Below are 21,432 nucleotides of genomic sequence, written 5' to 3'. Positions count from 1 at the left end.
CTAATCTTCAGTCTCAAAGTGTTAGCAAACGGCCGTTCACAACTCCATTTTTAAGCGCATTGCGGGTGTCTACGATGAGTGAGGCATGTTGGGTGATGAGTTGGTAATCGAAGGCGGCGTGATCGGTGACGATGACCACACAATCGGCGTCTTGCAAGGAAACGGCCGTGAGCGGCACCGATTCGGCCACAAAATCATCCAGCGTCAGGCTGGGGACGTGGGGGTCGTGGTAGGCAATCTCCGCACCCTGTGCTTGCAACAGGTGTATGATGTCTAGTGCGGGGCTTTCGCGCACGTCAGCGACGTTGGGCTTGTAGGCGACACCCAGTAATAGCACTCGGCTCCCGTTGACCGCCTTCCGCATCTCATTCAGCCCGGTGGCAATTTTGCTGACGGTGTAGGCTGGCATAGAGCTATTCACTTCGGCAGCCAGCTCGATGAAGCGGGCAGTGTAGTTGAGGGTTCGCAACTTCCAGCTTAGGTAATGGGGATCAACAGGAATGCAGTGCCCTCCCAAGCCGGGGCCAGGGTAAAATGGCATGAAGCCGTACGGTTTGGTGGCGGCCGCTTCCACAACTTCCCACACGTTTAGCCCCAGTCGGTCGCACATCAATGCCACTTCATTCACCAAACCGATGTTTACAGCGCGGAAAGTGTTTTCCAGCAGTTTCACCATCTCGGCGGCGGCTGTGCTGGAGACGGGAACGGGTTGGGCGACAATGGTACTGTAGAGGGCAACGGCCGTTTCCTGGCAGGCGGTGGTCATTCCTCCAATCACTTTGGGCGTGTTGTAGACGGTGTAATCGGTACGCCCCGGATCGATCCGCTCTGGCGAAAAGGCCAGGAAGAAGTCGTGCCCCACCCGGTCACCGTTGTGAATGAGCCGCGGCAGAATGACCTCTTCGGTCGTGCCGGGGTAGGTAGTTGACTCCAGCACCACCAGCTTGCCAGTCGCCCCCACGCGGGAGATATTCTCGGCGGCATTGATGATGTAGGAGATATCTGGGTCTTTGGTTTTCCGCAGCGGCGTGGGTACACAAATGGAGATAGCGTCGGTGTCGGCGAGCTGTTGGTAGTCGGTGGTGGGTTGGAAACGGCCATTGGCCACCAACGGCGCAATCTTAGCTGCAGGCACATCATCAATGTAGCTTTGGCCCGCTTGCAATAAATCCACTTTGCTTTGGGACACATCCACGCCAATTATAGCAAAACCTGCCTGAGCAAAGGCGACAGCTAGGGGCAACCCCACATAGCCGAGGCCAACAACACCAATCTTTGCCTGACGGTTTTCTATTCTTTGCAATAATTGATCTTTTCTTTCCATGGGCTTGGTGGGTATCCTTTTATCTCAAAGTAGAAGGAGTATAGCGGTGAACGGCCGTTTGGTTCAAGGCACTTTTCTGGCTATAGTCCAGGTACCATAACAAAAAAAGAGCGGACGGCCGTAGTACGGCCGTCCGCTCCACTAAAAGTTAATCAGGCAAATATTATGGGGTGTCAAACTCCGGCATCACCGATGTGGAAACCTCATTGCCATTATCATCTGCACAGGTTACATCCAGGCTGAATTCGGGGGCAAAGAGCCAAATCAGCAGGTCATCAACAATTCGTGCTGACTCATCATCGTCCACAACCAGCGAAACTTCCTGTCCGTTGACAACATCGTATCCGTTAATGGTTGCGGATACCAGGTTCGGGGCATTTTCGCTACAAGCATACTCTACCAGGAACTTGCCACCAATTTCAGGTGCTTGTTTCGGGCGGAGGAGTTCGAGAACGGCCGTTGGTGGGTCCAGTTCAGGCTCATCTTTTTCAGTATCAAAGCATAGAAGAGAAAGAGCAAAATTGGGATCTGTAGCGCCAGGGCCTAAATCACTCGCAAACTGCATTTCTAATCGAGCAATGCCTAAACCTTCAACAGCAAAAGTAAAATTACCAGGCTGACCAGGAAGCGCTGACATTGCATCACCTGTAAACCAGAGGTCGCCAACGGAGCTATCACGCGGCAGTGAAACAGGATCACTTGTGTATGCCAGAGTGTTTATATCCACCAATGCACCACTGGCATCATACGCTACCAGAGATACTGATTGTTCTGTTGCATGTACAGGGTTGAAATCACCGTAATCTAACATCTGCACGGAGAAGTAATCTACAGTTACATCTTGCCCAAACGTAAAGCTGTATTCATGCACTTTTGTTTCATCAAAGAAACCATTAAGCAATACATCTACACCTCCATTGAGGATGCTGTTTTCTCCGTTTGGTGCTCCGTATGCTTTCGGCTCTTCCATTTCAGCAACAGCAATAGCGTTGCCAGTTGTTGCGATATTCAAGTCAGGATGAATGGTTCCAAGTCCTTCCACAGTTGCACCGACTGGAATTTGAGCAAAATCTGCACAGACGGTGCCAACTGGTGGTGTTGGTGGCTCATCATCTTGGGGTGCAAAACACAAAATCGAGAGTGCAAAATTGGGATCCGTAGCACCAGGACCTAAATCACTCGCAAATTGCAGTTCCAACCGGGCAATATCTGCACCTGTTACAAAAAATGTGTAATTGCCAGGCTGGCCAGGATTAGCTGTAATGGCGTCACCAGTGAACCACAAATCTCCAACAGAGCTATCACGAGGCAATGAAACAGGATCACTTGTGTATGCCAACGTATTTATATCCACCAATGCACCACTGGCATCATACGCTACCAGAGATACTGATTGTTCTGTTGCATGTACAGGGTTGAAATCACCGTAATCCAACATCTGCACGGAGAAGTAATCTACGGTTACATCTTGCCCAAACGTGAAGCTGTATTCGTGGACTTTCGTTTCGTCAAAGAAACCATTGAGCAGCACATCCACGCCACCATTTAGAATGCTGTTATCTCCATTTGGTGCTCCGTATGCTTTCGGCTCCTCCATTTCAGCAACAACAATGGCGTTACCAGTCGTTTCAATATTCAAATCAGGATGAATGGTTCCAAGCCCTTCTACAGATGTTCCAACTGGAATTTGAGCAAAATCTGCACAGACGGTGCCTGCCGGCGGTGCAGGCGGTTCATCTTCCGTAGAGAAACACAAAATAGCTAAAGCAAAATTCGGGTCAGTGGCACCTTCACCTAAATCACTGGTGAATTCCAACGCGATTCGAACAATTTCATTGCCGGTAACGGTGAATGTGAAATTTCCCGGCTCGCCTGGGTTTGCTGATAAGGCATCACCAGTTAGCCAAAGATCTCCTGCAGATCCATCACTGGGCAAAGAGTTACCGTCACTTGTAAATGAAAGCATATCGCTGCTAACCGAGTTGCCATCGGCATTGTATGCAGCTAGGGTAACCGTATGCTCTGTCGCATTCACGGGGTTAAAGTCGCCATAATCCAGCATCTGAACAGAGAAGTAGTCGACAGTTACATCAGGTGAAAATGTGAATTCGTAGTCATGCGCTTGCTCTACATCGGAAAATCCACTTCCAAGCACTTCAACACCGCCGTTTGAAATGCTATTTTCACCATTTGGTGCGCCGTAGGAACGAGGATCCTGATTTTCCACAACTGCTACTGCGTTTCCAGAAGTGGAGATATTTAAATTAGAATGTACTGTACCCAAACCTTCAACAGAGTTACCCGCACCAACATCTGTGAAATTTGCACAAGTTGTTACAGCTGGTGCATTTGGGAATTCGGGTGCCTGAGGTGAACTGGCAAGTACTGAAGTGAATGCAGAGAAGAAAAAGGTTACTAAAAGTATGAGAGCCAAAATCCCGATTCTTCTTAAATGATAATAATTACTTTTTTTATACATTGGGTACCTTCCATCTTTTACTATACGGTGCTTACGAACGAAAAATATTGGGAATAATATAATTATATGTGTTTCAGTACAATTGTCCTAGTTTACTCTTAAGGCTTCAATTAAGGAAACAAACACGGAGCGTACCCTGAATTTGTGGACCGCTTATTTTCTGTAAAAATCAAAAGAGAATTGAATGAAAAAGATTTTGAAATTGATTTTTTGCTCGTGCAAATCACGGAGAAATCATTCTTCATTTTTCAGATTACTTTACTGAATTGCTTAAGGAAAATCACACCCATTTATGGTTGTTCCCTGTTGCCGATTGGGGTCTCGTTAGGTATGATCTCTCAATCATCTTGTTCGAAGGGGATTTGTTTTGGAAGAAGAGTTGGATTTACGGCCGTTCATCGAAAAAATAATAGAAAGATGGAAACTCATTATTTTCATGTCTGTACTTGCGGCTATTGCAGCTTTCATAATAAGCTCAATCCTTCCTGTTACCTATCAAGCAACGTCATTGATTGCGTACTTTGAATCTGACAATATATTTCAGTTTGACCAACGCATCACGGAAATTGAAACAACCACTCCCTTTAAATCCCTTCCTGAATTAGCAAAAAGTGATGAAGTTTTAACCCTTATGCTTGAAAATTTACCTGATAGCTATGGGTTTGATCGAGAATCTTTAGCTCAACAATTATCGGTATCTTTAGGTGATGATGCCTCTATCATGCGTTTTACAGCGTCAGCTAACACACCGCAATCTTCGGCTGAATTAGCTAATTTATGGGCAGAAACATTTATCATTTGGGCAAACAATGTTTATAGCAACCAAAATGGTGAGCAAGTTCAATATTTTGAAGAACAGCTTGCACACGCAGAGGGAAGATTAGACCAAGCAAATCAAAATCTGTCCGACTTTTTCAAAATCAACTCAACGCTGGTGTTAAGCAGTACGTTACAGGTCACTCAACAAAATTACGTTGCCCAACTTGAACAATATAATTCGCTCCAGCAGTTGACATCAGACGCTGAAGCGTTGCAACAATTAATCCTCGCTCAGGGACAAAATACACCTGTATCTTTCTCTAATCAACTGGCGTATTTACAACTTCAATTAGAAGCATTTGGAGGTGAGCAAAACCCAATATTCCTGCAAACATCCTCTGGCGAAGAACTTGCAGAAACGAATTCTGAAAATCAAGTTGCATTGCTTACCAGTTTTCAAGAAGTTATTGAGCAAAAATTAATTGAAACCAATGCGAATATAACTGATATAGAAGCGGAAATAATTAGCGTTCAGCAACAACTCCAGGACGCACTAATTCAAGAAAGTGAATTGGTTCGTGAAGTACAAATAGCCAGCGCAACGGTCACAACCCTGGGTCTAAAACTAGAAGAAGAAATAATAGCAGCACTTGATACGAATGATGGCTTTAAACTTATAAGCGCGGCAGCCTTACCCAAAAACCCTGTTAGTGCTAGAAGAGTATTTAATACGGCCGTTGCTGGCGCACTAGGATTTTCATTAGCACTTGTCTATATCGTTTTGCAAAAATGGTGGCAAGATTCTGATACATCTGCTCGTTCCCAACCTGATCGTCAATAAAAATTTACCTCAAAGCTATTAAAACCATGACTTCTAAAATGCGTCAGATTTTGCATAAAAAAAATTGGTTTTTTGTGGCTTTTATTCTGCTTGTAGGCTCATTAAAATTCTCAGTGTTGAGCAACTATTTTGGCTTGAACATGGCAAACTACCGGTTGAACACGTTGGTAAACAGACCAATTTATAGTCTCCCAACAACTGTAAGCCCGCCGCCTATCCTCAATCTAACCATAAACAATTCATCCAATACCAACTTGAATATTGGGTTTAGGCATGCAAATGCAAATTTTGCCCTTGTGCGTGATGACGAACAAACTGCCATTAATTTATGGAGAGAGCTACCAGAATCAGAATTAAGACTGTTTTATTACAGTGAGTTAGCTCGAAAAGCAATGTTGTATGAAGCCAGCCTTCAATGGCTAAAATGGGGCGAACTAGTTCAACCGGAAATTGGAGATTGGGTTTATTGGCAAGCCATCCTCCATCAAGAGATGAATAACCTTGACATCGCCTATACTTATGCTGAGCGCAGTTTGAAGTTACCTCTGCAACATATAGGTTACAGTGATATTTACTATTTTATTGGGTCAATATTGTCACAAACCCAAATCTCCCCTGCTAGCGATTCGATTTCGTATTATAAACAGGCGTTGAGTTTAAATCAATTTCAAGAACAGGCTAACCAAATCAACTCATATTTTGATTTAGCTGAGACATTTCGCAATCTGGGGGAAGATGAACAAGCAATAATAAACTATTTGAATGTTTTACAATTGAATCCAGCACACTATTCAGCGAACTTGTGGCTAGGATCGCTGTATTGGAAGGTTGAACAAGATTTTGAAGCGGCAACTGAATACTTAAATGAAGCAATCTCATTAGAGCCTAACCGTAAATGGGCTTATCGCAATCTAGCAACTATCTTGCAAGAAAGAGGCAACATTCAGGATGCTGCCGCACTATACCAAACTGTTTTGAAAATTGATCCAAATGATACATTTGCCCAACAACAGTTGAAGCGATTGAACGAATAACTTATTTGCCTGCAAGCTTAACAAAAATTATGATTATTAGTCACAAGTATCGCTATATATTTATTGAGTTACCTCATACGGCCTCTACCGCAATTAGTTCAGAATTATGTGAATTTTATGACGGCCAGGAAATACTTCATAAACACGCTCATTATCATGAGTTTTTAGAGTCTTCTCTAAAGCAGGAACAAGATTATTTTATTTTTGCTGGCATTCGAAATCCGCTAGATGTCATTACGACACTTTATTTTAAGCGAAAGACAAATCATCAAAATTTCTATACAACACCAGAGCATTGGAGGAGAAATGGGGGGCACGTCTCAAACCAAGCGTTGAAAGAATTTCGCTTTATTAGCGAGAATGATGCCTCTTTTAGCGACTATTTGACCAACTTTTATCGGATTCCTTATGACAGTTGGGGCAGCCCCAGACCCGAAAATTTTGATTTTGTGATCCGGTTTGAAAACTTGCAAAGTGATTTTTCAATGCTTTTGGATTTGCTAAGTATTGAACAATTACGGCCGTTACCCACCAGAAACAAGACTAGCCAGAAAACCAAGAATTTCATGGATTATTATTCGCCAGACACCTATGACCATGTATGTTCTATTTTTGGTCCTTACATGAAAATCTGGGAGTATAAAATTCCAGCAAATTGGGGAGATTGCCAGCCAAATTTCGTGAACAATTTCTATTTCAACCTGTTAACATCTGTTCGGCAACAATTGGTGTGGGGATCCTCGCCATTTGCCAAACTTTTTCAAAATTTTCGCGCTAAGTCGCTGCTTGCAACTCAATAGACCGTGGAGAAACAACATTGAAGCCTGAGAAAAGCAATCGGCGTGCAGTTCGATCTGCAGGAAAGATCTCTATAATAAATGGTTTCGGGTTTATTTCTGCATTATTGATCGATATCATCATTGCAGGTCAGTTTGGTCTTGGTCAGGAAACAGATGCTCTTTTTATTGCACTGACAATCCCCCAGCTAATTGCTTCGATTTTTTTGGTTACGACCAATGTTGCTTTGGTGCCATTATTCACAAAAGTGCTATTACAAAAAGGAAAAGAGGGGCAATGGGCGCTCACCAGTAATTTAGTTTCTCTTGGATTGTTTCTGTTTTCTTTAATTGGCCTGCTGGGAGCATTTTTTTCACCAGTTCTCGTTAATTTGCTTGGGGCGGGTTTGGACCAACCTACGAAGGAATTGGCAACGAACCTGAATCGTTTACTCTTCCTGATGGTTATTCCGATTGGAGCGGTTGAGGTTATGAAGGCCACTTTAAATGCCCTCCATCATTTCGCTTATCCAGCAGCTACGGCCGTTTTAAAGAACCTTGTCGTTTTTTTTACAATTATCATCACCCCCTCCATAGAGATTCATGTTGTGGCAATTGGGTATGTTCTTGCTACTTTTGTCCAATTACTTTTCTTAGCGGTAAGCCTCTTCTTGAAAGGATTTAGATACCGATTTAGTTTAGATCTTCAAGACAGGTGGACGAGAGAGGCGTTAAAACAGATGCGTCATCCATTAACGGGTGCCATTATGGGACAAGGTAATGTCATTGTAGAACGTTTCCTGGCCTCATTTTTACCGCTTGGTGTGGTTTCTGCTCTTGGATATGCCAGACGCATCTTGAGGGCTGTAGATAACATCTTTCTTGGAAGCGTTACAATTGCTTTTCTTCCTCATTTATCGGCGCAATCTGCAAGCAGCGATGCTCAAAAGTTTAAACGCACGTTGACCACATCTATCAAAATGTTGGCGTTTATATCTTTTCCTATCACCGCTTTGGTTTTTGGGCTCAGCGAATCAATCGTTCAGTTACTCTTTGAACGTGGTGAATTTAGCGTTGATGACCGACAAATTATGGCCCTGTTGCTGAGTATTTATGTTGTGAGTATACCGGCTTGGGCAATTTTCCAGGCGCTTCAAACAGCATATTATTCTACCGGTGACACAAAACGGCCATTTCTATTTAGAATTTCTACGCTGATACTCAATATCATTCTCGATTTCTCACTTTTCTATTTCATACAAGCATCTGGCTTAGCCCTGGCGTTAGTATTAGCGAGAACGTTTGTCACTATTTTGTCAGCATGGGTTTTGCATAAACGTATTGAGATAATTTCAACCAACCTGCTTTCTTTTTTAATTCGCGTGGGGGTGTCCGCTGTATTATTGGGCATTTCCATATTTTTACTTAGAGGTCAGTTCGAGTCCATAATTCCATTTTCAAACTATACTTATCTTGTAGACATGGTTATGAGAGCCTTATTAGGAATGATTATATTTACAAGCGCCCTGTTCTTGCTTCGGGTTCAAGAAGTATTAAATTTGCTTCAGCAGATGAAAATGCGGCTTCGCCCATCCAATTAATTTCACGCAACAAAGATTAAAAATGCTACTCAAAAGCAACGCAGACAACTGGTTAAACTTCAAAAAATTAGGATTCATGCTCCTAATTTGTGTATTGCTTGGCGTTTTTTCTAGCCTGTTTCCTTTTGAAACGGCCGCTACCATATTCATAGCAATCGGCACACTCGTAACCACAATTATTATCATCAAGAAACCATTTGTCATTGTCCTCTTCCTGACAATTTTTATTCCATTCGAAGACTTCGTAATTAAATTTATCCCTGTTTCAGACCCTATACAGCTTGCATTAAGGTTAATGTCCGAGCTATTAATTTATTCAACATTAACAGTAACAATATTGAAAAAAATGATCCAGGGAAAATCAATTCGTTTAACAAGATTGGAACATTGGCTTATTATCTTCATTTTTGCAGGTATCTTTTCTAGCCTCTTGAACAGCGCATCATTAGGCAGCAGCATTATCAACCTTAGAGCAATCATTCGCTATATTTTTCTATTCTATTTGCTTGTTAACCTAAATTTATCGCCGAAACAGAATCAAAAATTATTAAATGCAATTTTAGCAATTGGAGCAGTGCAAATAATTATCGGTGCCATCCAAATTATTACCCGAGGTTCAATAAACAGTTTTTTACTTCCAACCCAGACAAACATAGAAATTGCAGGCGTTTCTCGAGGTGCTGTACTGTTAAATCGCGGTAGGGAAATTGGCAGTATCTTTGGCACACTCGGTGATACAATATTTTTGGCTCTTTTCTTACTAATTGTATTGGTAATATTTCTCGGCAAAAACAATTTACTGCGACTAAAGACCCTAGCGATTATAGCCATTTTATTTGGGGCAATAAATTACACCTTTGCACGAGGTGTTGTACTCGCAGCACTTTTTGCCGTCATTCTTTATGCTATTATCTATTATGGAAAAAACCGACTTGTCATTGGCTCCATTTTAGGCGTACCCTTCGCAATTTTAGCCATTTATACATTAGTAGCCTCATCAGCAATATATCGCGACTTCAACAACCCTTTGTTCGAAGAAATCGGTATTTTAGACAATTTCACAGGCATTCTGACAATAGATTATTTTGAGAGGGCTCAAAATCAAAGACTTGGCGCACTCATTGGTATCCCTCCAACAGTCCTGGCGAATGCCCCGGCATTTGGTTTTGGATTGGATGAATCCCTTACGGTAAGCAAACTTAACGAAAGCAATCCTTCCTATATGCTACGCGAAATTGACCAGAATGGATTTGAAGACGTTTATTGGACAGCTATTTTGTCCTATACAGGTCTTCTGGGACTTCTATCGTTCGCAATGATTTTTACTCTGATAGGAAGAAAAGCAAAACAAATCTTCCGAAAAGCAAAACATAAACAAACCAAACAACTGGCAGCAATCGTTTTGTGCTTAACGGTTTTAACTGCCTTTTTATTGTTTTTCTACCGGGTAGTTGAGTTCAGAGCATTCAGTTATTATTATTGGCTTCTTGCTGGATTAATGCTGTCATCTTACATCCAAGAAAAGGCACGGCTAAGAAACCTGTAAAAGCAAAGAAGAAAGTAACTATTCAGGTGCTGTGGCCGCCTCTCAGTCCCGAAGGGCTGCTCTCCAGACCGAGTCGCCCGGTGAGGACACCGGCTACAGCCAGAGAGACCTGCATAGTTACAGAAGAAATTTGAACTTAGCTAAGCAAACTTCCTCGCTTTTACCCAATTGAACAATAAAATCGCAATTTAATCTTCTTGTAATTTACATTAAATTGAAGGAAATTTAGCGGATGTCACAGGAGTCATCTAAACTGAAAATCCTCTATATTGCTGGTGAAGGAAGAAGCGGCAGCACGATTATAGGCAACGTTCTAGGCGAAATCGAAGGATTCTTTTTCATTGGCGAAGCCATGAATATTTGGCGACATTTTTTTCTAGATAATAAACTATGTGCTTGTGGTGTCCCTGGTTTAGATTGCCCGGTTTGGCATAAAATTCTAAACAATGAATTCAAAATTAGTAGCACAGACGCAAAAATGATGGAAAGGCAACGGAAGAATAGTGTCCGTAACCGCTACGTATGGAAATATTTATTCTCGTCAACAAGAAATAATTTACGTAAACAATTATCAAATTATTTGTCAAATCTTGACGCTTTGTATGCTTCAATTGCTCAGGAAACCAACGCAGATGTGATTGTTGACTCCTCCAAACGGCCTACGTATGCTTTCTTACTTGGCATGCTTCCAAATGTCGAAATTTACACCTTGCATTTAGTCCGAGACTCACGTGGGGTTGCCCATTCTTGGGCAAAAAAGAAAGTCCAACAACAAACAGAAAAAGAAGTGATTTATATGCGTCAATACTCTCCATTCAAAAGTGCTTTAAGATGGAATATTGCTAATTTTTTAACAGAAAGATTATTGCGGCATGCGTCAAAAGCATTCATCACCTTACGCTATGAAGATTTCGTTTCTGAACCCACTAAGAGCATTACTAACATTTTCGAGTTACTCAAGATTCCATCAAGAAATTATCCAGCTGATGGGCACAAAGGTGTGTATTTATCAACAAATCATGCTATTTGGGGTAATCCTAGCCGATTCCAAAAGGGAGCTATACAGTTAAAGCAGGATGTTAGCTGGCGAGAAAAATTGCCGCGAAATGCTCAAAGAATAATCACGCTATTTACCTGGTTTGGGCTACGCAGGTATGGATATTTAGGCATTGATTAAATTTCTTAGACTTTTGATAAGTTGATGATTTCTGTTTTTATGATCGATACGGTAGGTGCCCATCGGGGAATGCATTATTACAATTTCCCTCTGACCTCAGAGTTACAGAATTCCGGGGTAGCTATGAACTTAATTTCTACTTGGGAGACTGCACAAAGTGACCTATGCCCTGAAAACATACAAGTTTTACCAGGTTTTAGGGGGATTTATGGAGAAGCTCCAAGATTTGTACGTGGGTTTAGATATGCCTTATCCTTATTAAAAATATTGCGTTTCGTCAAGATAAAATCGCCAGAAATAGTCCATTTTCATTTTTTCCAAATTCCAATTTTGGATTATTTCTTTTTTAAAGTTCTTGCCTCAATGTCGGTTCAACGGATCATTACTGTCCATGATGTTGTTCCTTTTTCATTTGGTAGTGATGTAAGGGAAGCTCGAAACAGTTATTTGCATAAACTTTATCAAAATGCGTCTGGTTTGATCCTCAATTCAACACACGCCTTAGAAAAATTAAAGGAATTGGACGAAGCATTATTGAAAAAAGCTGTTTTTATCCAGCAGGGCTCTTATACACAGTCAAAACTTGGTGCTCTACAGCCATCTGCAGAGGCAAAAGCGTCCTTAGGGTTAAAGGAAAGTACGCCTGTCGTCCTGATTTTTGGCACAATCAAACCGAATAAAAGGTTAGATCTAGTTATTGAAGCGATGAGCCTTGTTGTTAAAAATATACCGTATGCTCATTTGTTGATCGCTGGGAAATTGCAAGATCGGGACGTGACGTTAGACGTACAATTGGCACAATCTTTAGGAATTGATACAAATATTGTTTGGAAACTTGGTCGAGCCACTGATGATGAAATGATTGCATACTTTTCGGCTGCCGATGTCGTTATTTTCCCTTATCAATGGATTTACCAAAGTGCCGCATTGTTAATGGCTATGAGCTTAGGAAAGGCTGTGGTGGCAACGGCCGTTGGCAGCAACAATGATGTGATTGTGGATGGAAAAACAGGATTGCTTGTTTCGCCAGAAGATGCGCGTGAAACGGCCGTTGCTATTGAAAAATTACTCACAAATCCTGAATATGCCAACCAACTGTCGGCTACTGGCAAAAAGGATGTAGACCAGAGATTCAATTGGAAATCAATTGCAGCGGAAACAGAACAATTTTATTTAAAAATTCTAGGTGAGTGAATTATAACAACTATTTTGTTTGGCTAAATACAAAACGTGAACTTGTGATTCGCCCAAGAAAAAGCGTAGAAAGAAGTTTGCTTATACCAGCTTTTTTCAAGATATAGAAAAACATGCCGTTACCTAACTTAATCATTGCCGGGGTTAACAAAGCAGCCACAACATCTTTATATGCTTACCTGGCCACACATGCCGATATTTGCGCTTCTCCTATCAAAGAAGTCCAATATTTTTTACCATTACGATACGGTAAAAAGCTGAGTGACATCGAAGCGTATAGTCAACATTTTTCAGAATGTTCTGAACAAAAATACCGCCTGGAAGCAACAGGAGGGTACTTTTATGGAGGATATCCCGTTGCCGAAGCCATTCAGGCAACCCTAGCTGACCCAAAAATAATCTTGGTTTTCAGAGAACCCATAAATCGCCTCTTTTCATTCTACAAATTTAAAAAAAGCACCCTGGAATTACCTGATTCGATAACATTTGAAGAGTATATTGACCAATGTCAGGCATTACCGCAGGAAGAACGAAAAAGGCGCGAAAATAATGTTTATTGGGGCATAGAGGGCGGCTTCTACGCAAATTACGTCGAGGCTTGGCTCAATACGTTTCATGATGATAATCTCAAAATTCTCTTTTTTGAAGATATTAAAAAGGATACGCTCGGGACGCTTATTGAACTGTGCCATTGGTTGCACTTGCCCCATGAAAATTTTACCAACTCTCTGGTTTTTTCTACTGAAAATAAAACAGTGCACTATAAAAATCGCTTCATGCAAAAAGCAGCCTTGACAATTAACTGGTACGGAGAAAAATTCTGGCGCACACATCCAAAAATCAAACGAGCTTTACGAAGCACATATTACAAATTCAATGGACAAGCACATACTGAACAAATTGCACCAGATACCAGAGCAAGGTTAGAAGCACTATTCCATCCTCATAATCAAAAGCTGGCACACATTTTGCGAAAGAAAAAAGATTTAACATTGCCAAATTGGCTGGAGCAGACCTTATCTCCCCAAAATTAAGAACCACAAGGTCAAGATTAAAATGATTGCTCAAGTAGATAAAGCTTACATAAAAGAAAGACCAGGCTCTGCTTTACGACGGATCATAACTCGGCTGCTTTTTGAAGGGCGCCCCGTTACGACAAATCGCCGTTGGCTAAACACAATTGTTTTTGCCCATTTTGCTTTAGAAAAACGTCTCGACATTTGGAAAAGTGTCAAAAAACCGATTTTTATTATGGGAACGGGGCGCAGTGGCACAACAATATTAGCAACATTGCTCTCATTTCATCCACAAGTTGGCTTACTGAATGAACCCAAAGCAATGTGGCATTCCATTTACAACCAAGAAGATGTCAATGGTAATTACACAACGACGCTTCCTGCTAAATATCATTTAGGGGCATCAGATGTAAACGGCCGTACTATACAAACCGCCCATCGTTTATTTGGTGCTTACAGCACCCTCACCTTTGCCCGGCGCGTTGTGGACAAAAACCCAGAGATCGTTTTTCGGGTATCGTTTGTGCAAGCTATATTCCCTGATGCCAAATTTATCTTTTTAGTTCGCGATGGCTGGGATACCATTCGCTCCATTGCCAGCTGGTCTGAGCGGGAAGTTGTACAGGTTAACGGCGAAACCCATGATTGGTGGGGAGTTGATCGGCGCAAATGGCACATAATGGTCAAAGAGTTGGTTATGGGAAACCTGCTCTTTGCCGGACGAGAAAGCAGTGTACAAAAGCTCGAAAGACAAATTGATATGGCTGCCGTGGAGTGGATTGTTACTATGCAAGCTGGCATCGCACAGTATCAGCAACATCCAGCTAATATTTACCTGCTGAATTACCAAGACTTAGTACAAACACCGCAACAAACATTGGCAGATTTGCTCACTTTTTGTGAGCTTCCACAAGATAGTCAGCTGCTTCAATATGCTCAAGAGCGCTTATCGGAACCAACACAATATAAACCAGTAGCTTTAGATAAATCGATTGCTGACTTGTTCCAGCGGCAAATTGAATCTGTTGAAAAACTAATGCAAGCAGTTTCATAGTAAACAATGCCATTTAAGGGAGGAGAATCTTTTGGTCAAAAAGCTGTTCCGCAAATTAAGATCTCGGTTTCGCCAGAAAAGATACGCTGTCATCATAGACCAGATGCAATTAGAAAAAGTATCTGGTTTTGTACTAGATTTAGGTGGTGGGCCAGCTAGCTTCTTTGCTGAAAAGTATCCCAAACAAGAAGAAGTCATTCTTGTAGAAATTAAGCCTGACGCTGCTTATCGAGCAAAAGCCAAAATCCCGGATATAAATGTCATCATTGCGGATGCTGAAAACTTGCCCCTAGCTAACAAGTCTGTGGCCTTGACTGTTTGCAATTCTGTCATTGAACATGTTGCCGATCCAGATGCCCTCGCAGCAGAAACCCAACGCGTTAGCAAGAATTTTTTTCTACAAACACCAAACGGCCATTTTCCTCTTGAGACGCATTCTTATATTGCCATTCCATTCTTTAATTGGCTTCCTGGTCCTACGGCAAAAAAAGCAGCCTGCGCCCTATTTGGCGCAAACTTTGAATATGTGCAAAGCGTACGTTATTTGTCTGAAGCCAGATTACGGAAACTATTCCCCAATGCCACAATTGCTTATGAAAGATTCTTGCTAATGAAAAAGTCTTTTTATTTATATGAAAAGAGTGGGAAAGTTCAATGAAAATCGCCCTCATGGGAACGAGAGGTGTCCCTGCCAGTTACAGCGGCTTTGAAACGTGCGTCGAGCAACTTGGTCAACGCCTAGTTCAGCGGGGTCATGAAGTTACCGTTTACTGTCGGTCACATCACATCACCTATGAAGGTAGCCACTATAAAGGAATGCGCCTGGTAAAATTGCCAACCATCGCCAATAAATATCTGGATACGATGGTCCACTCATTTATCTCATCACTACACGCCCTTCCCCGACGATATGACATTGCTCTCTATTTCATTGCTGGCAACAGTCCGGTTACCTGGATTCCCCGGCTCGTTAATACGAAAACATTGCTTAACGTGGATGGCTTAGACTGGAAGCGAGAAAAATGGCCCGAATTGGCCAAAAAATATATTCAGTTTGCCGAATTTTTAGCAACTAAACTTCCGAATATCTACCTCACGGATTCGCAAGTTGTGCAAGGGTATTATCGCGATCGGTTTAATGATGAACCGCCTTACGTGCCATACGGTTCTGATGTTGATGTACTGCCCCCTGGCGATACTTTGGCTCAATTTGGATTGGAGCCTCAGAAATACGTGCTATTTGTAGGTCGCTTGGTGCCGGAAAATTGTGCACATCATCTTGTAGCTGCATTCCGCAAACTAGATACGAACCTAAAATGTGTCATTGTTGGGGATGCAGCCTATGCAGAAGCATATAAGGCTGAACTCCGTGCTTTGGCTGAAAATGATCCGCGCATTGTGTTTACCGGGTATGTTTTTGGCAAAGGGTATCAAGAGCTGGGATCGAATGCCCATCTCTTTGTAGAAACATCTGGCGTTGGAGGTACGCATCCAGCTTTGGTAGAGGCGATGGCCTTTGGTAATTGTGTCATTACTTATGACACACCCGAAAACCTAGAAACCATTGGGGAGGCTGGTTTTTCCTATGAAGGCCAGGTTGGTGCAGATAGCTTACAAAAAGTTTTGGCCAAACTACTAAATGCTCCAAAAGTCGTTGCTGAGTATCGTCAGCTAGCACAAAACAGAGCCAACAAAACATACACCTGGGAAGCTGTTACAGATGGGTATGAGAGGCTTTTCTATAAAGCATTGAAGCAGCCTTTACCTGAGCGGTTGAAGTAAAAGGTGAACTTGAGGCAACGGTCGTTTCCAATCCATCCTCTTACACACGATCAGTTTGCGCTATCAACCAATAGCCGCTAATATTGCCAGGTTGCGACACACGATGCCCTGTTTAATAGTTGAACGCCACTTTCCCACACTGGCATCATACATATTAATTGAGCAATCCATTACACATGCTTATTGTTTAGTTTAGATGTAGAAATACCTTTTTTTGCAACATGACAGGGTTTGTAGTATTCAATTAGGAGGAGTCGTCTATGTTGCGGCGGTTTAGCGTGAATTTCGCCATTTTCTCAATGGTTTTGGATGCGTGTCTAACATTTTTGGCCTTGCATCTTGCCGTGGTGATACGGCCGTACCTGCCCGCATTTCCTTATCTTGTACCTGTTGAGCAAATCACCCTTTCGCAAACCCTATACATAATCGTCCCAACTGTTTGGGTACTCACATTTTTGCTCTCTTCTGTATACGATCCAAAACGTATTTATAAAATCACAGATGAAGTTCAAACAATTGTCATCGCCCAAGCGATTGCTTCTATGATCTTTGCCGGCATCCTGTACTTGGGCTTTCGTGATTTTTCCCGGTGGCTCTTCGCCACCTTCGTCGTAATAGATATTGCACTTGTGGTTGGCTGGCGGGTGCTCATGCGCCTGAGCTTCCACATCTGGCGCAGCCCAGCACGCGAAAGACGTGTTCTGATTGTTGGTGCAGGCAATACAGGCCGCAGCGTAGGCAAGATGATGCAAAGTTATGATTGGGCAGGGTTGAATTTGGTTGGGTATTTGGATGATGACACTTACAAACGCAAAGAAAATCTCAACATTTTGGGTACAGTTGCTGATATTCGTCCGGTTGTAGAAAAACATCGCATTCAAGACGTGGTTGTTGCTCTGCCACAACGTGCTTACGGGCAAATCAATAAGCTAACCATTACCCTGCATGATCTCCCAGTACATGTTCGGGTTGTGCCCGATTATTTCAGCCTAGCCTTATACCGTGCCTCCGTGGATGATTTCGGCGGCATTCCCATGATCAATTTGCGCGACCCAGCACTTAACGAAGTACAGCGACTGGTGAAGCGCATTTTCGACCTGGTTGTAGGCAGCACCACCATGCTTTGCTTACTGCCTATTCTGATGCTCATTAGCATACTGATTAGGCTTGACTCAAAAGGGCCTATTATCTTTCGGCAAAAGCGCGTGGGCGAAAACGGCCGTATCTTTCGCATGTTCAAATTCCGCACAATGGTGCCAGATGCCGATTCTCATCGAGAAGAAATTACAGAAATTAACCCCACCAACGGCCGTATCCTCTTCAAAAAACGCCCCGATGACCCCCGCATTACTCGCGTGGGCCGCTTTTTACGCCGCACCAGCCTGGATGAACTTCCCCAGTTGCTCAACGTACTCCTGGGCGATATGAGCCTAGTTGGCCCACGCCCCGAACTCCCCTGGCTGGTTGACCAGTACGAACCGTGGCAGCGCAAACGCTTTGCTGTGCCGCAAGGGATGACCGGCTGGTGGCAGGTAAACGGCCGTTCCGATAAACCCCTCCATCTACACACCGAAGACGACCTCTACTACGTCCAAAATTACTCCATTTGGATGGACATCTACATCCTGCTCAAAACCCCCTGGGTCGTCTTGCGAGGCAAAGGTGCCTATTAACTGGCCCCAAACAACAGAAGCCAAATCATTACTTGTAGAGTGTGGCCTGCTGCTGGTTGCCCTCCCTTTTTTGCTTTTCACTAATGTTTCTAGCATTGGCACTCTGCTGGCGTTCCTCATCATTGCCATGGTGGAACTGCTGCCGCCACTGCTGCGCTGGCGACCACTGCCTCAACCCCAACCATTCGACCTCGTTTTACTGCTGTGGCTACTTCTTATCGGCGTGAGCATTTTTGTAACGGCCGATCCTGAACTGACATTAGGCAAAGCAGGTGGGGTATTGCTAGGCATCGCCGCGTGGCGCTATTTGGGACGCGCTGTGACACGACCGCTCCATTGGTTTCTGGCCCTTGCCTTTTTTGGCCTGCTGGGTGGAGGCTTCATTGGCCTGGGTACCCTCTCAGCCGATTGGATTACTAAAAGTGGCCCCATCGCCGCTCTCACCCAGCTGCTGCCCAACCAACAAATCAACATTCCTGGTTTGGGAGACGGCGCAGCCCACCCTAACCAGATAGCGGGTACGCTGCTCTTTTACTTCCCCCTGCTTTGGTCTGTGACCTTAGCCCGATGGCAACATACAACCATCAGGCAGCGAGTCGGTTTGATTGTGCTAACGTTGGGCGCAACAGCGACACTTATCCTCACTCAATCCCGCTCTGGCTGGCTGGCAGGTGTGGTCAGCCTATACCTGCTCATATTGTTGTGGACGGCCGTCCTGCCCAAAATCCATCCCCAAAGAAAAACCCTTCTGCTCATCAGCAGCCTGTTAACCATATTCGGGGTCGCCGCCTTTTTCACCATTGGGCCAGAACGATTTGGTTCTTTCTGGCAAGACCCTGCCCAGGAAACCGCTATTGGCACGTTTAGATCACTGGGATTTCGTCAGGAATTGTGGCGATGGACAATTGTCATGCTGCAGGATTTCCCTTTCACCGGCATTGGCCTGGGCAGCATTCAACACGTTATTCGCCGCCTTTACCCCGTGATGATTAACCCCGACTACCCACTCACCCACGCCCACAACGTTTTTTTGCACATGGCCGCCGACTACGGGCTGTTTGGTCTCATTCTTTACTTGGCGCTCATCGGCATTCTACTGACGATGCTGTGGCGTAGTGCCCAGCACCAACCGCGCTGGCGACCCTACGCGCTTGGTTTTGCTGCCAGCCTGCTTGCCTATCACATCTATGGCTTGGGGGACGTGCTGGATTCCAAAACCAACCTGGTCATCTGGCTAATGTATGGCCTCATTACCTCACTCCACCAGCTCAGTGTCACATCAGGCAACAAACAATTGCCCTCTAAGCCAGAGTGATACGGCCGTCCACAATTGGCAAATCGCTCCTAGCTGTGCTATCTTTTACACACAAAAAAGTGCTTCAAGCAAACTGCAAATTAACTAACACCCACACTTACCCGGAGGTCAAAATGGGGATTCAATTTGGAACCGATGAATGGGTCAAAGCCGTCATGGCTGCCCTCAATGAAAGCCCAGGTTACGCCGCAGCCGCCAAAAATTGGGAAGGCGACTTTTACTTTGTGATTGATGAAGGGCCAAGTGTGCCAGAAACCATCTACCTCTACATGGATTTGTGGCATGGTCAATGCCGCGATGCCTTCAAAGTAGAAGACCGCAGCCAAAAATCCCCTGTATTTGAGCTAAGTGCTCCCCTTAAAGTGTGGCGTGGCGTGCTAGAAAAGAAAATTGATCCCATCCAGGGGCTTGTTACCCGCCGCCTGAAGCTCAAAGGCCCCATGATGAAGGTGATGAAAGCCCCCAAAGCGGCCATCGAGCTCGTTGAGGCTTGTGCCAAGCTGGATACCGAGTGGCCAGAAGCGTAAATTAACCGCTTGATAGACTTCAAAAGTCTTATAGACACCTTGGCCAGCATCGGAAGCGGCCAAGACTTTTGAAGTCTCGCTTGAGCATAAAAAGGATGCGGCCGTAAACTATGTGGTTCTTCAAATGTCCTGAATTTTTCTTTGGTGAAGATGCCCTTAGCCAGCTAGAAATGCTGCCCGGCAAACGCGCCTTCATCGTTACCGACGCCAACATTGCCAAGCTGGGCTTTCCCGATCTGGTACAAAAAGCATTGGCCGATGCTGACATCGAATGCCAAATTTTTGCCGAGGTGGAGCCAGACCCCTCGCTACAAACCGTCCAGCGTGGCGCGGAAGCCATGCTCGCTTACGAACCCGACTGGATTGTGGGGCTGGGTGGTGGCTCCAGCATGGACGCTGCCAAAGCGATGTGGATTTTGTACGAACGCCCCGGCATCGAGCCAGAATCCATCAGCCCCATGGAAGATTTAGGGCTGCGGGCAAAAGCACGGCTCATCTGCATCCCCACCACCGCAGGCACTGGTTCTGAATCCAACTACGGCATTGTACTAACTGACACGGCCGAAAAGCGCAAGCTCACCCTCGGCTCCCGTGAAGCCACGCCAGACATCGCCATTGTGGACCCCATCTTTACCAAAAACCTGCCTGCCTTCATTACTGCCGACACGGGCATTGACGTGTGGAGTCACGCTATTGAAGCCTATAGCTGCGGTTGGGCCAACGATTTTACCGATGGCCTCTGCCTGCAAGCAGCGCGGATGGTGTTTAATTATCTGCCTCGCGCCGTCGCCGATGGCCCTAACGACGAAGAAGCCCGCGAAAAGATGGCCAATGCCGCCTCCATTGCAGGCATCACGTTAGGCAACAGCCAGGTAGCTTTGGCACACGCTTTGGGGCACAGTGCAGGTGCGCTATTCAAAACGATTCCACACGGCCGTATCACCGCCATCTTTCTCCCCTACACCATTGAATTTGTGGCCAACGGCAGCGTAGGGCGATACGCTGATTTAGCTGCCATCATTGGTCGGCCAGCCAGTGATGAAGCTGAAGCTGCTAAAAAATTGGCCGCCGCCACGCGCGAACTGATGCAGCAAATCAACCTGCCCACCTCGCTGCAAGCTGCTGGTGTCACCGCCGCCGAACTAGAAGAACAGTTGGAAACGCTGTGCGAGCATGTCATCATAGACACCAACACTCTCATGTCTCGCCGCATTCCTGAATGGGAAGAGGTAGAGAAGTTGTTTCAGTATGCTTTCGACGGCCGTTCCGTTGATTTTTAGCCACAAATTTTGCTTGTCACGCTCGTTTAGGCGAGTGTCCAACGGATTCCCGCC

17 protein-coding genes are annotated in these 21,432 nt (G+C 44.3%); 15 read left to right on the top strand and 2 right to left on the bottom strand.

Features of this window, described 5'->3' with window-relative positions; translation table 11 throughout:
• Positions 1–13: 13 nt before the first annotated feature.
• Positions 14–1,324, bottom strand: a complete 1,311-nt coding sequence (locus tag ACOQPM_RS14715; RefSeq protein ID WP_420630020.1) for a nucleotide sugar dehydrogenase — start codon at positions 1,322–1,324, stop codon at positions 14–16.
• A 163-nt stretch (positions 1,325–1,487) separates the two neighbouring features.
• Entirely contained in the window at positions 1,488–3,803 is a 2,316-nt protein-coding gene (locus ACOQPM_RS14710; RefSeq protein WP_420630019.1) for a hypothetical protein, read from the bottom strand.
• A 367-nt stretch (positions 3,804–4,170) separates the two neighbouring features.
• Between ACOQPM_RS14710 and ACOQPM_RS14705 the strand changes: the two genes are divergently transcribed.
• The 15 genes from ACOQPM_RS14705 to ACOQPM_RS14635 all read left to right on the top strand — a co-directional run bounded on the left by ACOQPM_RS14705 (position 4,171) and on the right by ACOQPM_RS14635 (position 21,378).
• Positions 4,171–5,403 carry a GumC family protein gene (locus ACOQPM_RS14705; RefSeq protein WP_420630018.1) on the top strand — a complete coding sequence of 411 codons (1,233 nt, stop codon included), beginning with the start codon at positions 4,171–4,173 and terminating at the stop codon, positions 5,401–5,403.
• A 38-nt stretch (positions 5,404–5,441) separates the two neighbouring features.
• The gene (locus ACOQPM_RS14700; protein WP_420630017.1) at positions 5,442–6,437 is read left to right on the top strand and encodes a tetratricopeptide repeat protein; all 996 of its coding nucleotides are present in this window, start codon (positions 5,442–5,444) and stop codon (positions 6,435–6,437) included.
• 5 nt (positions 6,438–6,442) lie between these two features.
• Positions 6,443–7,237, top strand: a complete 795-nt coding sequence (locus tag ACOQPM_RS14695) for a sulfotransferase family 2 domain-containing protein (RefSeq protein ID WP_420630016.1) — start codon at positions 6,443–6,445, stop codon at positions 7,235–7,237.
• A 17-nt stretch (positions 7,238–7,254) separates the two neighbouring features.
• Positions 7,255–8,814: a murein biosynthesis integral membrane protein MurJ gene (gene murJ, locus ACOQPM_RS14690; RefSeq protein WP_420630015.1), complete on the top strand. Its 1,560-nt coding sequence runs from the start codon at positions 7,255–7,257 to the stop codon at positions 8,812–8,814.
• A gap of 22 nt (positions 8,815–8,836) precedes the next feature.
• A complete protein-coding gene (locus ACOQPM_RS14685) occupies positions 8,837–10,360 on the top strand; it encodes a hypothetical protein (protein ID WP_420630014.1) in 1,524 nt (507 codons plus the stop codon).
• 232 nt (positions 10,361–10,592) lie between these two features.
• A complete protein-coding gene (locus ACOQPM_RS14680) occupies positions 10,593–11,537 on the top strand; it encodes a sulfotransferase (RefSeq protein ID WP_420630013.1) in 945 nt (314 codons plus the stop codon).
• A 24-nt stretch (positions 11,538–11,561) separates the two neighbouring features.
• Entirely contained in the window at positions 11,562–12,731 is a 1,170-nt protein-coding gene (locus ACOQPM_RS14675; RefSeq protein WP_420630012.1) for a glycosyltransferase family 4 protein, read from the top strand.
• 113 nt (positions 12,732–12,844) lie between these two features.
• Entirely contained in the window at positions 12,845–13,765 is a 921-nt protein-coding gene (locus tag ACOQPM_RS14670) for a sulfotransferase domain-containing protein (RefSeq protein ID WP_420630011.1), read from the top strand.
• Between the two features lie 22 nt (positions 13,766–13,787).
• Positions 13,788–14,801: a sulfotransferase family protein gene (locus ACOQPM_RS14665; protein WP_420630010.1), complete on the top strand. Its 1,014-nt coding sequence runs from the start codon at positions 13,788–13,790 to the stop codon at positions 14,799–14,801.
• 31 nt (positions 14,802–14,832) lie between these two features.
• Positions 14,833–15,459 (top strand): class I SAM-dependent methyltransferase, encoded by a 627-nt coding sequence (locus ACOQPM_RS14660; protein ID WP_420630009.1) that lies wholly within the window; start codon positions 14,833–14,835, stop codon positions 15,457–15,459.
• Entirely contained in the window at positions 15,456–16,583 is a 1,128-nt protein-coding gene (locus tag ACOQPM_RS14655) for a glycosyltransferase (protein ID WP_420630008.1), read from the top strand. Before ACOQPM_RS14660 ends, ACOQPM_RS14655 begins: the two co-directional genes overlap by 4 nt.
• 260 nt (positions 16,584–16,843) lie before the next feature.
• Positions 16,844–18,256 carry a sugar transferase gene (locus tag ACOQPM_RS14650; RefSeq protein ID WP_420630007.1) on the top strand — a complete coding sequence of 471 codons (1,413 nt, stop codon included), beginning with the start codon at positions 16,844–16,846 and terminating at the stop codon, positions 18,254–18,256.
• Positions 18,246–19,571: an O-antigen ligase family protein gene (locus ACOQPM_RS14645; RefSeq protein ID WP_420630006.1), complete on the top strand. Its 1,326-nt coding sequence runs from the start codon at positions 18,246–18,248 to the stop codon at positions 19,569–19,571. Before ACOQPM_RS14650 ends, ACOQPM_RS14645 begins: the two co-directional genes overlap by 11 nt.
• A gap of 113 nt (positions 19,572–19,684) precedes the next feature.
• Positions 19,685–20,098, top strand: a complete 414-nt coding sequence (locus tag ACOQPM_RS14640) for an SCP2 sterol-binding domain-containing protein (protein ID WP_420630005.1) — start codon at positions 19,685–19,687, stop codon at positions 20,096–20,098.
• 110 nt (positions 20,099–20,208) lie between these two features.
• Entirely contained in the window at positions 20,209–21,378 is a 1,170-nt protein-coding gene (locus ACOQPM_RS14635; RefSeq protein WP_420630004.1) for an iron-containing alcohol dehydrogenase, read from the top strand.
• The last annotated feature ends 54 nt before the right edge of the window (positions 21,379–21,432 follow it).

The organism is Candidatus Leptofilum sp., assembly GCF_965223525.1.
Taxonomy (GTDB): domain Bacteria; phylum Chloroflexota; class Anaerolineae; order Promineifilales; family Promineifilaceae; genus Leptofilum.
The sequence above is the reverse complement of the archived record's forward strand: the minus strand, read 5'-3'. Positions and strand labels throughout refer to the sequence as shown.

What these genes read in the sequence shown, in the direction of transcription:
- ACOQPM_RS14710 (WP_420630019.1), bottom strand. Translation starts at nt 3,803, where the DNA reads ATGTATAAAAAAAGTAATTATTATCATTTAAGAAGAATCGGGATTTTG.
- ACOQPM_RS14675 (WP_420630012.1), top strand. Translation starts at nt 11,562, where the DNA reads ATGATTTCTGTTTTTATGATCGATACGGTAGGTGCCCATCGGGGAATG.
- ACOQPM_RS14685 (WP_420630014.1), top strand. Translation starts at nt 8,837, where the DNA reads ATGCTACTCAAAAGCAACGCAGACAACTGGTTAAACTTCAAAAAATTA.
- ACOQPM_RS14700 (WP_420630017.1), top strand. Translation starts at nt 5,442, where the DNA reads ATGCGTCAGATTTTGCATAAAAAAAATTGGTTTTTTGTGGCTTTTATT.
- ACOQPM_RS14665 (WP_420630010.1), top strand. Translation starts at nt 13,788, where the DNA reads ATGATTGCTCAAGTAGATAAAGCTTACATAAAAGAAAGACCAGGCTCT.
- ACOQPM_RS14680 (WP_420630013.1), top strand. Translation starts at nt 10,593, where the DNA reads ATGTCACAGGAGTCATCTAAACTGAAAATCCTCTATATTGCTGGTGAA.
- ACOQPM_RS14640 (WP_420630005.1), top strand. Translation starts at nt 19,685, where the DNA reads ATGGGGATTCAATTTGGAACCGATGAATGGGTCAAAGCCGTCATGGCT.
- ACOQPM_RS14670 (WP_420630011.1), top strand. Translation starts at nt 12,845, where the DNA reads ATGCCGTTACCTAACTTAATCATTGCCGGGGTTAACAAAGCAGCCACA.
- ACOQPM_RS14650 (WP_420630007.1), top strand. Translation starts at nt 16,844, where the DNA reads ATGTTGCGGCGGTTTAGCGTGAATTTCGCCATTTTCTCAATGGTTTTG.
- ACOQPM_RS14655 (WP_420630008.1), top strand. Translation starts at nt 15,456, where the DNA reads ATGAAAATCGCCCTCATGGGAACGAGAGGTGTCCCTGCCAGTTACAGC.
- ACOQPM_RS14715 (WP_420630020.1), bottom strand. Translation starts at nt 1,324, where the DNA reads ATGGAAAGAAAAGATCAATTATTGCAAAGAATAGAAAACCGTCAGGCA.
- ACOQPM_RS14635 (WP_420630004.1), top strand. Translation starts at nt 20,209, where the DNA reads ATGTGGTTCTTCAAATGTCCTGAATTTTTCTTTGGTGAAGATGCCCTT.